This is a genomic window from Massiliimicrobium timonense (assembly GCF_002160865.1).
In the GTDB taxonomy this organism is placed as follows: Bacteria; Bacillota_I; Bacilli_A; order Erysipelotrichales; family Coprobacillaceae; genus Allocoprobacillus.
On the sequence record NZ_NFLJ01000050.1, the window covers coordinates 1 to 16,117 of the forward strand.

Here is a 16,117-nt window from a genome sequence, read left to right on the forward strand (position 1 = left end):
GATTATTTATACAACAGAAGATGGTTTGGTGAAAATAGAAACAACTTTTAATGATGAAACAGTTTGGTTATCGTTAGATCAAATGTCATCATTATTTCAGAGGGATAAATCCACTATATTTAGACATATTAAAAATATTTATAAAGAAGGAGAACTAGTTCGTGAGGCAACTGTTGCAAATTTTGCAACAGTTCAAAATAAAAGCAATAGGTAAGTAGAAAGAAATATAGAATATTAAAATCTAGATGTAATTATCTCTGGTGGCTATCGTGTGAAATCAAAACGAGGAGTTCAATTTAGAAGATGGGTAACTAATCTTATTAAAGAATATATGAAAAAAGGTTTTGTGCTTGATGATGAACGATTAAAAGGATTAGGTGGAGGAGGATACTTTAAAGAGTTGCTTGAAAGAATTCGAGATATTCGAGCATCTGAAAAAGTATTTTATAGATAGATACTTGAAATATATGCTACAAGTATTGATTATGATGCAACAGCTGATGTTTCTATCCAATTCTTTAAAAAAGTACAAAATAAGATTCATTATGCTATTCATGGCGAGACTGTAGCAGAAGTTATTTATCATAGAGTAGATGCTGAAAAGGAATTTATGGGTTTAACTTCCTTTGCAGGTAATCAACCAACACTAAGAGAAGCAAAAATTGCAAGGAATTATTTCAATGAAAAAGAGCTAAAGGCAATGTCTTGTATCAGGATATCTTGATTTTGCAGAAAGACAATCACAGCATGAATAAGTGATGACAATGGAAGATTGGGTCAAACACCTAGATAATATTCTAACAGTTACTGGAGAACAATTATTAGTTGGTAATGGTTCGGTTTCTCACCAACAAGCTATGGAAAAAGCTGAAACAGAGTATAAAAAATATAAAGCAAGAACATTAAGTGATGTAGAAAGAGATTATTTAGATGTAATAAAGGAGTTAGAAAATTTGAAGTAACTTCATCTATTACTATGTTTGAAATTTAGTTTAGTGTCAAAAAATCAATGATTTCTATTTAAAACTATTATTATAAGAATAGACATGAACTATGAATTAAAATAATCATTTTTTGTGATTGTTAATGAATTCCTTTTTGCTTTGAAGATAAATCATTTATTAATCTATTTCCAAAATAATATTTTCATTTTTGAAAAATTTTATGGTTGATTTTAATATTGAAAATTATAGACTTTATTTAAATATGTATAATATGCATTAATGATGAGAAGTTCAGCCTCAAGGCATCCTATGATGACGAGTGATGGTTCTGACTCGTCGGTAAAATAAAGAATGACTCAAGGACGCAAGATAGAGAAATCTATAACATCTTCTTTTAGGCTGTTGGCTTTTTGTTTGCCAACAGCCTGGATGCTATTTATTGTTTGATTTTTTAGTTTTAAAAGAATTTCATACATTAAAGAATTTTTATGATAACGAAGGCCAATAAAATGACTAAATAAATGATCAAATAAAAATGGAGTTATTGATTTATCAATTAACTTATAAAATAAATAAAGACATATTTTAGCTTTATTTTATCTAATTATAAGTATTATAATTGATTAAAGAAGATTTATATGTATTGATTTGCATGATTTCCATATGGGGGTTCTTTTAAAATATATTTTTTTCTAATATAATGATGATGAAAAATAAGTAAGCGAGGAGCAAAGAATATGAAACAAGGTAAAGTTATACTTTTTGATATTATTGTTGGTGTTGTTGTTTGTTTAATGTGTATCAGCTTTTCAGCAAAAGATATGATTATTCAAACGGTTAATGAAGGAGCTATTGGTCACGCAGTAGCCATTCGTATTATGGATGTCGTTGATGAAGATTTTCCTGATACACCTATTGATACATTGGTTGATATTCAAGAGGCTCTTGGAAATTCAAAAGCACTTGATACAATAACAGGTAAGTATATAGATGCAATGAGTAATGCTATATCAAATAATCAAGTTCCTCAATATCCTGATATTTCCAATGATTTAGTCATATTAGCAAATGAAACGATTAATACAATAGAAAATCATTTAAATATTGAAATAAGTGAGTCACAGCAACAAGTCATTCTTTCACAACTTCTTGAAAAAAGTCAGGATATTGAATCATCAATTCAAACGTATACTGATTCTCTTATCAATACAAGTTATTTACCTGATGTTCAATCAATGCTTATGAAGATATATCAGTTTATAACATCTTGGATCTTTAGATTTATTCTTTTAATTGTTTTGGTTATGAGTGTTTATTTGATTGTTTCTTGGAAACAATCACTAAATAAAATTATGATGCATTTAGGCATATCAGTGTTCATTGTGGGAATTGCTGTTGCATGGATCATTCCAAATATTGCCCAAAATATTGGCTTTGAACTTACAAATCATTTCTTAGGGAGAACAATGTACATCAACACAGGCATGATGCAGATTATAGGGATGATAGTGCTTGTTATAGGGATTACTTTGGTATTGCTATCAAAGATTATTCAACGTCAGAAACGAATATAAAATGCGTATCAAATCATTAGATTACAAGTTAAACATTTCCAACTCAACCATAATTATTGTTGAAAGTATTATTTTATATGAAAAAAGTGCGTTTTTGATAAGGAATCCTTTGAATTGTTGAAAGCTTTATAAGTAAAATATATAATAGGGTAGATAGATAATTTGGCAGTATTTTAAATAATTCAGCTATTTAAAAATAAAAATATATTGTGTATGAGGAGATTATGGTTATGAAAGAACTTGATGCAATCAAAGAACAGTCAAGAAAGAAAATAGAATTAGTTGGTGAATATGTCGATAATTGGCTTTATGTAGTTGAAAACGCAAAAATGGTTAATAAAAATGAAATTATTTTTATAGATTGTATGTGTAATTCTGGTATATATAAAAACAACGATAAAGGAACTGCTATAGTGGTTTTGGAAAGATTTATTAAACATGCTAAAGAACATTATGGAATAAAATATGAGTTGCATTTAAATGATAATGATAAAGAAAAGATTATATTTTTAAAAAATGTAATAAAAAATATTGAACGTCCATCGAATGTTTTTGTTTATTATTCAAATGAGGATGTAAATGTTTATTTAGACTCACTAAAAAAAACAACGAAATTTGGTAAAGCATTTACTTTAATATTTGTAGATCCATTTAATTTTGGAACTGTTGATATTAATAGGTTTTGTAGTTTATTAAATGTAACTTATTGTGAAATATTGTTTAATTTCTTTACAAGTGATATACGTAGAAATATTCATAATGAACATGCTCCAAATAAGATGCAAAAAATAAAAGCTAGTCTTTCTGATTTTATGTCAACAAATTATACGAACGATAGAGAATGTTTGAATTGTTTTATACAGAGTTTAAAAAAATGTAGATATATTAAATACACATTTAGTATAGAATTTAGAAATAAGAATAATCAAAATTTGTATTATTTAGTATACGCAACACCAAATATAAATGGTCTAAACAAGTTAAAAGAAAGTATTTGGAAGGTGTTTAAAGGAGCTCCTTATCATATAAATAAGAAGGATGATAAAAAGTTAAGCCTTTTTGATTTGGATGAGAGTAAACAAATGCTAGAAGAATATTATTTATCTAATTATTTACCAGATGTGATTGAGGATTGTAGATTAAAATTTAAAAATAGTATTTTTACATATGATGATATACAAGAATTTATAATGGAAGAAACTATGTTAAAAAGTGGACAAATCATAAAACATGTTATAAAGCCATCATTAAAAAACGGTATGCTTACTTATGATTCCAAATCTGGAAAATCATTTAAAAAATCCACATACAAATGGGAGGGATTAGATGTCTGCAAGTAAGATTGAATGGACTGAAGAAACTTGGAACCCTGTAACAGGGTGTACACAGATATCAAGTGGTTGTAAAAATTGTTATGCTAAAAGAATGGCTAAAAGACTTCAATCAATGGGATTAAAAAAATATGAAAATGGCTTTAAAGTAACAATACACTATGATTCTTTAAATGAAATTTCGCATTTAAAAAAACCAAGAATGATATTTGTGTGTTCTATGTCTGATTTATTTCATGAAGATGTCCCAGAAGATTTTATTATATCAGTATTCGAAATTATGAATACACATCAGCAACATATTTTCCAAGTTTTAACTAAAAGGCCAGATAGGGTGGCTAAGATGAACAAAAAATTAAAATGGACTAAAAATATTTGGTTTGGTATTACTATAGAAGATAATACTAATTATGATCGATTAAAATATTTAAAACATATTTCATCGAGTTTGAAATTTTTATCTTGTGAGCCATTGTTATCATCGATAAATGATATATCATTAGATGATGTTGATTGGGTGATTGTAGGAGGAGAAAGCGGACCAAAATGTCGTGTTTGTAAAAAAGAATGGGTGGTAGAAATTCAAAAAAAATGCGAAGAAAAAAATATTCCTTTTTTCTTTAAACAATGGGGAGGGACTAATAAAAAGAAAACAGGTTCTTTATTAAATGGAAAATATTATAAAGAATATCCTTTAAAATAATTTTTTAATTTTCGATCTTAAAATGGACTTATTATAAAATTATAAGATGAAATGTAGTAATTACCATATAATAGGTAAAATAAGATTTATATCTTAAACTTTAATAATTGATTATTATGGCATAGCTGACCAAATATTCCGATTTAAGTTGATTATTAATTCTGATAAAATTGACCAATCATATAATATATACTCCTTTTGGTGTAATATTTAATTGTAGATAGGTATCGAATCTACAAAAATTTAACTTATATTTTTTATGTAGCAACGCATAATCAATTTTGTTATAATAGCTTATATTGAGAGTATAAGGTAATTTATTAAATCTTGAAATTTCAACAAGAAAACTGTATAAAGAGAGGGATTATTTTGTTTAATATTTATAATAGGCGTTATGTGGGAAACAAAAATAAATTAATGGAATGGATTTCTAAATTATTAAAAGAAAATTGTGAAGGTGAAAGTTTTTTTGATGTTTTTGCTGGGACAGGATCTGTTACTAATTATGAATTAAATAATTACAAAACATTTTATATTAATGATTTTTTATATTCAAATGAAGTTATTTTTAAAGGCTTTTTTTCAAAAGACAAATATAACAAGACGGTTATTAATTCATATTATAAAAAATACAATAGTTTAAAATCTGAAAATTTAGAAGATAATTATTTTTCAATAAATTTTGGCGGTAAGTTTTTTAGTAATAATGATGCTAAAATAATTGGATTTATTAGAGAAGATTTGAAAGTTCTTCAAAGTGAAAATATCATCAATGAAAAAGAATTTTCAATACTGCTTAGTTCTTTAATTTTCTCAATGGATAGAATAGCAAATACATGTGGACATTATGATTCTTATATGAAAAAGCAGAACATAAGAAGTGAGTTTAAGTTTGAATTAATTAATCCCTGTAATATAACAAATAAAAATATTAATATCTTTAGAGAAGATTCCAATCAATTAGCTAGTAAAATTAAGGCTGATATAGCTTTTATAGATCCTCCTTATAACTCACGACAATATTCGAGATTTTACCATGTTCTTGAAAATGTAACAAAATGGGAAAAACCCGAACTATTTGGCGTAGCAATGAAGCCTAGGGAGGAAAACATGAGTGACTATTGCAAAAATAGAGCTCCTGATGCATTTAAGGATTTGATAGATAAATTGAATGTAAAATATATTGCAGTTACTTATAATAATACATATACATCAAAATCTTCTTCTTCAAAAAATAAAATCACATTAGAACAAATCGAAGAAATCTTAAAAGAAAAAGGTGAAACTAAGATTTTTCAAAAAGAATACAAAGCGTTTACTACTGGCAAAACTGAATTGACTGGACATAAAGAATATCTTTTTATTACAAAAGTAAATAATTTATCGGTTGTAAAAAAAAAGAAGGATAAGCCTGTAAGATCTCCGCTATTTTATGTGGGAGATAAATATAAACTGGTTTCACAATTAAAAAAACTATTTCCTGATCAAATAGATAATTATTATGAACCTTTTTGTGGTGGAGGAAGCTCTTTTATTAATACTGTAGCTAATAATTATTTTTTAAATGATATTGATTCCAATGTTATCAGAATACATAATTTTTTAGGAGAATACGCTAATAAAGATTCTGAATTTTTTGACCAAATTTTTAGATATATTGATAAGTATGGTTTGTCTTGTTCTTTTAAAGGTGTATTGGTCCCAAATGAGATGAAAATGCAGTATAAAAAGACATATTATTCTCATTATAATAAGCAAAGTTATTTGAATTTAAGAGATGATTTTAATAATAATCAACAAAATGATTTTTTGTTGTATTTACTTTTAATTTATGGCTTTAATCATATGATACGATTTAATTCAAAAGGTGAGTTTAATCTTCCAGTTGGAAATGTTGATTTTAATAAGAATGTTTATAATTCCTTGAATAGTTATTTTTATTTTAGAAGGATAAATAATTGTAATTTTTATAATAATGATTATCTTGAATTTCTAAATAAAAAAATTTTTAAAGAAAATGATTTTATTTATTTTGATCCACCTTATTTGATTTCGAGCAGTGAATATAATAAGTTGTGGAACGAAGATAAAGAAAAAGAATTGTATAATTGTTTAGATAAATTAAATGATATGGGGGTAAAATGGGCTATAACTAATTTACTTAATCATAGAGGAAAAACTAATGAAATTTTATTATTATGGATGAAAAAGTATGTTTGTTATAATATTGAAAGTAATTATATTAGTTTTAATGATAATACAATCAAAAGTGATTCAAAGGAGGTTTATGTAACTAATTATGTCAAAAGCAAAGTATAAACCGTTGTCTTTTTCGACAACTATGAGAAATCCAGAAAGGATTGCTAGTTTTTTAAAATGTATTGTTCCATATGAACATAAGATTTTAACAAATGAAATTATTATAGAAATTATTCTGGAAGTGATAAGAAATAAGCTTTATAAACCAACTTATGTGAACAATGTTTTACGATATAAAGCTATTTATGCTAATGAAGAGAAGTCTTTTACTAGAGAACAGTTATTAGACATAATTGAAAATTCTGAACAAAAGCATAAGGAAGCAGGTTTTGATTATGGTTGGCCATCACGTTTTGATACTTGGTACAAGTTATCAAAAGAATTTGGTTTTTTGTACTACAAAATGAATGAACCTATAGTGATTTCTAGTTTGGGTCATATGTTGATAGATGCGATTAGTGAAAATCCTTTGAATAGTGAAAAAATTGAAAATGTATTTACTCATTCATTGGTTAAGTATTCTTCTAATAATCCTTTAAGAAAAACTTTGAATTCTAATGTTCCATTAGTTTTATTATTGAAAGTAATAAGAAATTTAGACAATGATCCTGAGTATGCTCATAACGGGATTTTTAGAATGGAAATTCCATTGTTTTTGTGTTGGCCAGATGGTAATGATATAGCCTTATATGAATATATAAAAAATTTAAGAAAAAATTATGGATATTCATATAGTGATGAATTTATGTATGATCGTTGTTTGCAAATTCTAAATGCAGGTGAAAAAGACAAGAAGTATTTTAAATTGAGTAAGATATGCAGAGAATCAGTTGATGAATATATTAGAAAAATGAGAATGACTGGTTTATTATCATTAAGAGGCAATGGTAGATTTTTAGATGAAAATAAATTCAAAAAAGAAAAGATAGATTATATTGTGCAAAATTATCCGACAGAGAAAACATTTGAAAATGAAGAGATATATTTTAATTATATCGGCGAGATTGATACAAATATTGTAAACATTCAAACCAAATTACCTGAAAATTCAAATGAAATTAGGAAAAATACTGTAGAAAAATTTGCAAAACAATATACAAAAAAACAAATTTTGTCTGAATTATTAATATTAAGTACAGGAAGTAGAGAGAGTAAAGATCCTGTTTTTAGGTTTATTAATGCACCTGCAAGACTAGAATTTTTAACAAGTATTGCTTTAAAACAATGTTTTAAAGATATGGATGTAAATCCGCAGTATCCTTATGATGATGAGGGGTTACCGACATCTACTGCAGGCGGAGGCATTGCAGACATTATATGTAAGGAATTAGAATATGATGAATTAATTGAAGTTACTTTAATGAGAGGGAGAGCTGATCAGGTAAACAATGAGATCATTCCAATTGCTAGACATCAAAAGGAAGTAAGAAAGAGTAATCCTGATACATTTTCGATTTTAATAGCTCCAATGATTCATGATGATACGAGAATGGCTGCAGAGTGGCAAAAAGTTGCATATGGTATTGATATATATACGTATGAGATTTCAAAATTTATTGGATTGCTTGATGACGGTGGAAATAATCTGAAAGATTTAGTTTCTTTTAAAAGAAACTTGGTTGACCATTAGATACAGGATGAACAATTATATGTTATAGAATTTTAAACTTTACTATATTCTAGGTAGTTAATTTGGCTTGATATAATCTTTCTAAAGTTATTATCATATTCCTGTAGCATGTGGCTAATCAAGAAAAGAAATATATTTAATAAATATGGTGATTTTATGATATTTGATTTTGGTACATTAAAATTTAATAATGAAAAGGAATACTACACAGCACTGGGTTCTTTTTGTAATAGAAAGGCTTTTTCTATAACATATGAACCTAATAAGTTAACAGGTTCTTATGGTGATGCTTATAGACTAAGAAAACTTTCTACTGCTAAAGAACTTATTAATCCTATAAAAGATGCAATTAGAACAAATGGACGAATTAATTGTAATAAATATGTGAATAATTTAATAAAAAATCATAATTTTCTTTTGAGTGGAAAAAGAATCCGAGGCAATTTAGAAAATGTAATCAAAACAGTGCCTGAGAAATATGTTGCTGATTTTATTCAAGGTTATGTAAAAAGCGCAGAAATAGATAATAAAAAATTGATTATATATCAAACTGAAAATATAAAAGAGACAGCTAAAACTTTAAAAAAAATAACTATTCCAAAAAGAAAAAATTCAGATATAAAGAAAACGACTAATAAACAAAAATTAACACAAACAAAACAAGATTATGTGAAAAGACAAATTCAACATATTGATGTAGGTCAAAAAGGAGAAGAACTTATTTTCAAATTAGAAAAAGAAAAATTATTGAAAGGTGTAAAAAATGGGATTATTCCCGGACTTGAGGGCTATCTTAAGTGGGTATCGTTGGATGACGATTCCAAAGGATATGATATTTTGTCTTTTGATTTAGATACACTTGAACCTCTATTTATCGAAGTGAAAACAACAATGGATAACAGATTTACTCCATTTTATATGACCGCTAATGAAGTACAATTTTCAAAAGTTCATGCGAATAATTATCGATTATATAGAATTTTTGACTTAAAAAAAGAAGTTGCTAGATATTATGAATTAGTTGGAGATATTTCTATTTCTCAAGAAGTGAAAATTGATTCAGTAAATTTTATGGTTTATATCAAATAAAATATTATTTGTTATAAAGTATCAAATATGATTGATTAAGTTAGTAACTTTAATTTTAGAAATAATACATTAATTAAAGTGCTTAATTCTATAGGAGTGAGAGAACAAACAAAGTGTGGTTTCTAAATTATCTAGTACCTGAGAAGAAGATTGAATTTAAATAAATATTGAACTAATAGACATCTTTTCATGTTTTCAAAACAATATTAAAAAAGTAATTGAAATGAGTTTCAATTATTTGACCAATAATATCAATATGTGTCTAAAAATGTTAAAATGAGTAATTTTCATAGTAATTAACAATTAAATATATCATATTCAATCAAAATAGTTTATAATAGGAAAGCATGTTATAAAATGCAAATGATAGGGGAGAAGGTTTGATATGATAAAGTTTTTTAAAGCCAATATGGAACCTAGAAAAGGGTTACGTATTGCAGAAGTTATTATTTCTATTTTATTATGTGTTGCTTCTATTGTATCTATTGGATATGGTATGTTTCAAGTTAATGCCGATGTCAATGATACAAAGTTTATCCAAAGTATAGAAATGACTAGGGATAGGGAACTAGAAGATTATAGTGAGGATAATACAGTTTGTGATGTCACATATATAAGTGGGGATAAAGAATTAGTTGTTTCTTATTCGTATGAAAATTACATTCAATTAGAAGATGATAGTATTACAGCATATGAGTATGAAACTGATAATGGAACAAAGCTCTATTTTGATCATCAAAATATAACAAATCAGGAAATACAACATTCATATGGACAAGTCAAAGCCAATGAATTAACACCTGTGTTTAACTTTGGAATTGCTTCATTTATTTTGATGATATCTGTTTTGATTATGACATTATTTGCAAAACAGTTTACAACATATGAAAAATCATGGTTTTTATCAATCATGGTATTGGCTACGATTATTTCTGTTATTTTTCCAGAAGAAAGTGCAAATGGTGTCAATGGAATTATCATCATGTTGCTTTATTTACTAGATACATTCCTGAATATTCTTTGTGAGTTACTTATTTCTAAGCAATCAAGATATAATTTCCTTGTTTCTGTATTCGTAGAAATCGTAGAAATAGCAATGTGTGTTGTCTTAATGTATCGTTTTGCAACAATGGTCACAACATTACTATTCTGGTTACCAATTGATATTATTAGTTATATTAACTGGTCAAGACATAAAGATGAAGAAGAAAGTGAATTGACAGTTGTCAGAAAATTAAAAGGATATCAGGAAGTGTTAGTTATTGTTGGTATTGTTGTTTGGACAATTGTTGTAGGATATTTTATTAGTGGTTTAGATATCTCAACAGATTTCTATAACAATGAATTATTAGAAACTGCCATTATTTATATTGATGCCTGTGCATCAGCAGTAGGTATTGCCAATGGTTTGTTTATTTTCTTTAGACTAAGAGAACAGTGGATTGCGTGGTATATTTGTGCATTCCTGGAAGCAGTTATTAATGTGATTTCAGGACAATATGTTTTATTAGTTCTGAAATTAGGCTATTTTACGAATACAACATATGGTTATATTAAGTGGAGTAAGTATATTCAGTCACATTCACAAGAAAAACAGGCACAAATATCTGCATGAGTCTTGTAGATTGTTTATAAAATTGGTAAAATAAGCGTGAAGAAAAATCTTAAAATTATATAAGGAGTGAAAAATATGGCTATATCAGCGGGAGATTTTAGAACAGGATTAACTTTAATTGTTGATGGTGATCCTTGCCAGGTATTAGACTTTCAACATGTAAAACCAGGAAAAGGTGCAGCTATCTTGAAAACAAAAATGAGAAACTTAAAAACAAATGCAATTCAAGAAAGAAACTTTAATGCAAATACAAAATTTGATCAAGCTAATATTTCAAGAAAAACAGCACAATATTCATATAAAGATGGATCAACATTCTATTTCATGGATATGGAAACATATGAAACATATGAATTGGCTAATGATCAAGTTGGAGATACTCAATATTATATTATTGAAGGTTCAGAAGTTTCATTAATGTTCTTTGAAGGTGATTTATTATCAGTATCTGTGCCAGAAAAAGTAGAATTAACAGTTGTAGAAACAGATCCAGCTATTAAAGGGGCACCATCTAATCAAACAAAAGATGCTGTGACTGATACAGGATTATCATTACGTGTTCCTCAGTTCATTGAACCTGGAGAAAAAATTGTTGTCTTTACAGCAGATGGTAAGTATGCAGGAAGAGCTTAATCAAGCTCTTTTTTTCAAAGATGAATAAAGTTGTATTAATTACAGGTGGAGCACAAGGCATTGGAAAAGCCATTGCTTTGGAACTTGGAAAACAAGGTTATGATATTGTGATTAATTATCTCACATCCAAAAAAGAAGCTCATGCATTAAAAGATATGATTATAAACAATTATGGTGTACGATGTATGGCTATTCAATGTGATGTTTCTAAGGAAGATGAAGTTAATCAGATGATATCTTCTATTGAATTAGAACTAGGTGGTGTTGATATTTTAATTAATAATGCTGCTGTTGATTTATCTAATCTCTTTCATTTGAAAAATGCTGAAGAATTTAGAAAGACTTTAGATGTCAATGTTGTAGGTGCATTTAATTGCAGTAAACGTGTTTATCGACATATGTTAGATCAGGAATATGGCAGAATTATTAATATTTCTTCAACTAATGGTATCAATACTTATTATCCTATGTGTATAGATTATGATGCTTCTAAAGCAGCATTGATTTCTATGACACATAATCTTGCTTTTGAGTTTGCTCCATATGTCAATGTCAATTGTATTGCTCCAGGTTTTATCGGAACAGAAAATGAGTTGGACGGATATGATGAAGAATTTTTAAAAGAAGAAGTTGAAAAAATTATGGTCAATCGATATGGTGATCCTCAAGAAGTGGCTTATTTAGTGAAATTCTTAATAAGCGATGAAGCTAATTTTATTAATAATACTGTCATACGTATTGATGGTGGACAAAAGGGAAGTTGTTAATCCAACTTCCCTTTCATATTTGATAATGCCAGTAAAATAGACAATTTTCCATATTCGAATGTTAATCCACCTTGTATGTAAAGTGTATAAGGTTCAATAACAGGGGCATCAGCACTTAATTCAATGGTGCTTCCTTGTGTAAAGCTACCTGCAGCCATGACTTCATCAAAAGGATAACCTGGCATAGGGGCAGGTAAAACTTGAACGAATGAATCAATAGGGCTTGTCTGTTGAATCCCTTGTGTAAAGTTCACTAAATTATCTCTTGTTTTGAGTTCTAAAGTTTGAATGATATCTGTGCGTGGCTCATCATAACGAGGAGATACGTTAGAATAACCTAATTTTTCTAACATATACGCAGAAAATACAGCTGTTTTTAAAGCATTTTTAACAGCATTAGGAGCCATAAATAAACCTTTAAAGAAAGTATTGTTTAAGTTAAAATTAGCACCTAAATCTTTTCCAATACCAGGAGCAGTTAAACGTTCAGCAACCATATGAATGAGTTCCTGATTTCCTGCTATATATCCACCAGTAGGTGCAATTCCACCACCGAGATTTTTCATTAATGATCCTACAACCACATCAGCTCCTACATGACCAGGTTCTTTGTCTTCTACTAACTCACCATAGCAGTTATCAACCATAATAATAACATCTTTATTTACTTCACGAATCTTTGAAATTATACGTTCAATCTTTGAAATAGAAAGAGATTGACGATGTGAATACCCTCTAGATCTTTGAATTTCAACAAGTTTGACATTATTCTGTTTTAATCTCTCTACAATTTTCTCATTATCAAAATCATCATTGACTAATTCAATCTGTTCATATTTGACACCATTAGCCTTTAATGATTGTGTAGAATTTCCACTCAAACCAATCATTTCTTGTAAAGAATCATAAGGAGCTCCAGATAAAGAAATCATTGTATCTCCATGTTTTAATAAAGCAGAAAGCGTTAGATATAATGCATTTGTTCCACTCATTATCTGCGGGCGAACCAAAGCATCTTCACATCCAAGAACAGTCGCAAAGATTTTTTCTAATTTATCTCTTCCTTCATCATAATTTCCATATCCGTTAATATCTGCAAAATCAGAATAAGAAACTCTATTTTCTATAAATGCTGATAAAATACGATTAGAGTTTGTTAAAGCTATTTCATCTATTCTTTTATAAATATCACTTAAGATATTATCTGATTCTTTTGCCATTTCCAGTATATCTGGATGAATTTGTTCTAATATCATGTTTATAATCCTCCCATCATTAATTCAGTCTTTATTATACATGAATATTGCTATTTTGCATAAAAAAATTTTAATGATATGATAAAAAATATAATTTGACATTATTTTAAATTAAGTATATCCTATAAATAGGAGGGAAATATTTTTTTGGAAAAGCAACATGAGGTGTTTTGAAATAATTATATTTTTTAGATTTTAACTAAATAGCAACATAAGATGTATACATTTTGATGATTGAAGGAGGAATAGGAGATGGTGAATTATTTGAAAATAAAATTAAACGTTTTGATTAAAGGTATATTTAATCAAAATAAAAAACATCTAATGAAATTTAACTATACAAGAGAAGAAACTACTGTTAAGATTGATAAAGATAGTAAAGCAATCGTTAAGAGTAAAAATGTTAATGTTGGAATGAGGCTATAAATATATTGCTTGGTTGCTGAAATTGTGATATTTTTATATGTAATACAGGATGTTTTTTACCAGCAAAAATTTCTTTCCTGTTATAAAAAGTACTGTATTTATCTATGTATTTTTTGCTTTTTTATATACTTTTTAAATTTTTGTCTCTTACCTGGTAAAAAATAGAGAAACTCCTTTATCTACCTTGGTTTCTTTAAAATTAACTATTAAGAAAATGTTGATTTTCCAGGGCTTAATAACAACATATGATGTATTGAAATATGTTACCATCTACGCAATCTTGCATACCAAGACAAGCTTAATAACAACATATGATGTATTGAAATATGAACTTGTGTGTTGGCACATAGGATATGAACAAGCTTAATAACAACATATGATGTATTGAAATTTGAAAGCTCCTGTCGAGTAAAGTACAAAAGCTGTCGCTTAATAACAACATATGATGTATTGAAATGCATTTAAGTTAACTGCGCCATATCCTGGAAGATAGCTTAATAACAACATATGATGTATTGAAATATGGAACATTAAATGCATTTGCGGTCATTGATATGGCTTAATAACAACATATGATGTATTGAAATAGTTATTTGGTGGCGAATGGAAACAAGGGTGTTTTGGCTTAATAACAACATATGATGTATTGAAATATATCTATTACAATGTCATCTACAGTTCCAAGATTTGCTTAATAACAACATATGATGTATTGAAATTGGGGAATGTCTCCTGTAAAGTCTGCATCTACTGTCTGCTTAATAACAACATATGATGTATTGAAATTATGAAAATGATGATTTCTATTATGTTATAAACAGCTTAATAACAACATATGATGTATTGAAATTGATAGATGGATAGTCTTTATAGGCGTAGTTTTGAGCTTAATAACAACATATGATGTATTGAAATTTAATATTATCTAATATTTCTTTAAGCTCTTTTACTGCTTAATAACAACATATGATGTATTGAAATGAACACCAAATACAGAACTCACACCTATTGAATAGCTTAATAACAACATATGATGTATTGAAATAATTATAAAGAAAGTAAATTTTTTTGTTCAGGAAAAGCTTAATAACAACATATGATGTATTGAAATGAATATTCGATACGACCAGCTCTAGAATCCATACCGAGCTTAATAACAACATATGATGTATTGAAATAAAAATAGTTGATAGATTATCTGCTGATGAAATAGCGCTTAATAACAACATATGATGTATTGAAATCTTAATGTTAAATGTGCTGGTATGCCTAAAAATATAGCTTAATAACAACATATGATGTATTGAAATATTGTGCGTCTTTCGTTTTCTTTTCGATAAACTGTGCTTAATAACAACATATGATGTATTGAAATTAATAATCGCCAATTTTAAAGACCTGACTTGTAGTAGCTTAATAACAACATATGATGTATTGAAATATTTAAAATAGTTTTTTTAATTTGAAAGGAGATAGCGCTTAATAACAACATATGATGTATTGAAATTCAGCAGTGATCCATGTTTCCTCATCCATCATCTTCGCTTAATAACAACATATGATGTATTGAAATAACACTGCATCAATTACAGTTTCAGGCAGTACCAAGCTTAATAACAACATATGATGTATTGAAATTTAATACCATTCCATAAACCTTTTACTAGATCACTTCGCTTAATAACAACATACGATGTATTGAAATATAAAGAAACAAAAGCAAATTATAAAAAACATCAAAGCTTAATAACAACATATGATGTATTGAAATTATTTTATCGGTGAATATGGAAAAATAATCGAAGTGCTTAATAACAACATATGATGTATTGAAATTAAGAATTATGTAGCTGTGGTGTCATTTCCATTTTCGCTTAATAACAACATATG

At 27.4% G+C, this 16,117-nt stretch carries 13 protein-coding genes, 1 pseudogene and 1 CRISPR repeat array; of the genes and pseudogenes, 13 read left to right on the top strand and 1 reads right to left on the bottom strand.

Going from position 1 to position 16,117, the window contains the following annotated elements; translation table 11 throughout:
• The 12 genes and pseudogenes from B5E75_RS14860 to B5E75_RS13005 form a co-directional block, all read left to right on the top strand.
• Positions 1–214 (top strand): virulence RhuM family protein (locus tag B5E75_RS14860; protein ID WP_477377678.1); only part of this gene is annotated, 214 nt, incomplete at its 5' end.
• 36 nt (positions 215–250) lie between these two features.
• A pseudogene (gene rhuM, locus B5E75_RS12960) lies at positions 251–724 on the top strand (RhuM family protein).
• 40 nt (positions 725–764) lie between these two features.
• Positions 765–962: a RhuM family protein gene (gene rhuM, locus B5E75_RS14965; RefSeq protein WP_275086221.1), complete on the top strand. Its 198-nt coding sequence runs from the start codon at positions 765–767 to the stop codon at positions 960–962.
• Positions 963–1,681: 719 nt separating this feature from the next.
• Complete coding sequence (locus tag B5E75_RS12965; RefSeq protein WP_087359986.1) at positions 1,682–2,518, top strand: hypothetical protein; 837 nt, start codon at positions 1,682–1,684, stop codon at positions 2,516–2,518.
• Between the two features lie 230 nt (positions 2,519–2,748).
• Positions 2,749–3,858, top strand: a complete 1,110-nt coding sequence (tcmP, locus tag B5E75_RS12970; RefSeq protein WP_162607700.1) for a three-Cys-motif partner protein TcmP — start codon at positions 2,749–2,751, stop codon at positions 3,856–3,858.
• Entirely contained in the window at positions 3,845–4,552 is a 708-nt protein-coding gene (locus B5E75_RS12975) for a DUF5131 family protein (protein ID WP_087359991.1), read from the top strand. The genes tcmP and B5E75_RS12975 overlap by 14 nt, the downstream gene beginning before the upstream one ends.
• A gap of 369 nt (positions 4,553–4,921) precedes the next feature.
• Entirely contained in the window at positions 4,922–6,871 is a 1,950-nt protein-coding gene (locus B5E75_RS12980; protein WP_087359994.1) for a Dam family site-specific DNA-(adenine-N6)-methyltransferase, read from the top strand.
• Positions 6,852–8,441, top strand: coding sequence for an AlwI family type II restriction endonuclease (locus B5E75_RS12985; RefSeq protein WP_087359997.1), 1,590 nt, complete (start codon positions 6,852–6,854; stop codon positions 8,439–8,441). The genes B5E75_RS12980 and B5E75_RS12985 overlap by 20 nt, the downstream gene beginning before the upstream one ends.
• A gap of 156 nt (positions 8,442–8,597) precedes the next feature.
• The gene (locus B5E75_RS12990; protein WP_162607701.1) at positions 8,598–9,530 is read left to right on the top strand and encodes a protein NO VEIN domain-containing protein; all 933 of its coding nucleotides are present in this window, start codon (positions 8,598–8,600) and stop codon (positions 9,528–9,530) included.
• 385 nt (positions 9,531–9,915) lie between these two features.
• Positions 9,916–11,145, top strand: coding sequence for a nicotinamide riboside transporter PnuC (gene pnuC, locus B5E75_RS12995; protein ID WP_087360003.1), 1,230 nt, complete (start codon positions 9,916–9,918; stop codon positions 11,143–11,145).
• 75 nt (positions 11,146–11,220) lie between these two features.
• Positions 11,221–11,778, top strand: coding sequence for an elongation factor P (gene efp / locus B5E75_RS13000; protein ID WP_087244004.1), 558 nt, complete (start codon positions 11,221–11,223; stop codon positions 11,776–11,778).
• 20 nt (positions 11,779–11,798) lie between these two features.
• The gene (locus tag B5E75_RS13005) at positions 11,799–12,545 is read left to right on the top strand and encodes an SDR family NAD(P)-dependent oxidoreductase (protein WP_087360006.1); all 747 of its coding nucleotides are present in this window, start codon (positions 11,799–11,801) and stop codon (positions 12,543–12,545) included.
• Here B5E75_RS13005 and B5E75_RS13010 read toward each other — a convergent pair.
• Complete coding sequence (locus B5E75_RS13010; RefSeq protein WP_087360009.1) at positions 12,542–13,801, bottom strand: methionine gamma-lyase family protein; 1,260 nt, start codon at positions 13,799–13,801, stop codon at positions 12,542–12,544. The genes B5E75_RS13005 and B5E75_RS13010 overlap by 4 nt on opposite strands.
• Before the next feature lie 252 nt (positions 13,802–14,053).
• Here B5E75_RS13010 and B5E75_RS14660 point away from each other — a divergent pair, with 252 nt between their 5' ends.
• Entirely contained in the window at positions 14,054–14,227 is a 174-nt protein-coding gene (locus B5E75_RS14660; protein WP_162607702.1) for a hypothetical protein, read from the top strand.
• Positions 14,228–14,457: 230 nt separating this feature from the next.
• Positions 14,458–16,063: a CRISPR direct-repeat array (repeat unit 30 nt; unit sequence GCTTAATAACAACATATGATGTATTGAAAT).
• Positions 16,064–16,117 lie beyond the last annotated feature (54 nt).

Bases quoted from the DNA above. Each gene is read 5' to 3' on its own strand.
- pnuC (WP_087360003.1), top strand. From the start codon at position 9,916: ATGATAAAGTTTTTTAAAGCCAATATGGAACCTAGAAAAGGGTTACGT.
- rhuM (WP_275086221.1), top strand. From the start codon at position 765: ATGGAAGATTGGGTCAAACACCTAGATAATATTCTAACAGTTACTGGA.
- B5E75_RS12990 (WP_162607701.1), top strand. From the start codon at position 8,598: ATGATATTTGATTTTGGTACATTAAAATTTAATAATGAAAAGGAATAC.
- tcmP (WP_162607700.1), top strand. From the start codon at position 2,749: ATGAAAGAACTTGATGCAATCAAAGAACAGTCAAGAAAGAAAATAGAA.
- B5E75_RS12975 (WP_087359991.1), top strand. From the start codon at position 3,845: ATGTCTGCAAGTAAGATTGAATGGACTGAAGAAACTTGGAACCCTGTA.
- B5E75_RS12985 (WP_087359997.1), top strand. From the start codon at position 6,852: ATGTCAAAAGCAAAGTATAAACCGTTGTCTTTTTCGACAACTATGAGA.
- B5E75_RS14660 (WP_162607702.1), top strand. From the start codon at position 14,054: ATGGTGAATTATTTGAAAATAAAATTAAACGTTTTGATTAAAGGTATA.
- efp (WP_087244004.1), top strand. From the start codon at position 11,221: ATGGCTATATCAGCGGGAGATTTTAGAACAGGATTAACTTTAATTGTT.
- B5E75_RS13005 (WP_087360006.1), top strand. From the start codon at position 11,799: ATGAATAAAGTTGTATTAATTACAGGTGGAGCACAAGGCATTGGAAAA.
- B5E75_RS12965 (WP_087359986.1), top strand. From the start codon at position 1,682: ATGAAACAAGGTAAAGTTATACTTTTTGATATTATTGTTGGTGTTGTT.
- B5E75_RS13010 (WP_087360009.1), bottom strand. From the start codon at position 13,801: ATGATATTAGAACAAATTCATCCAGATATACTGGAAATGGCAAAAGAA.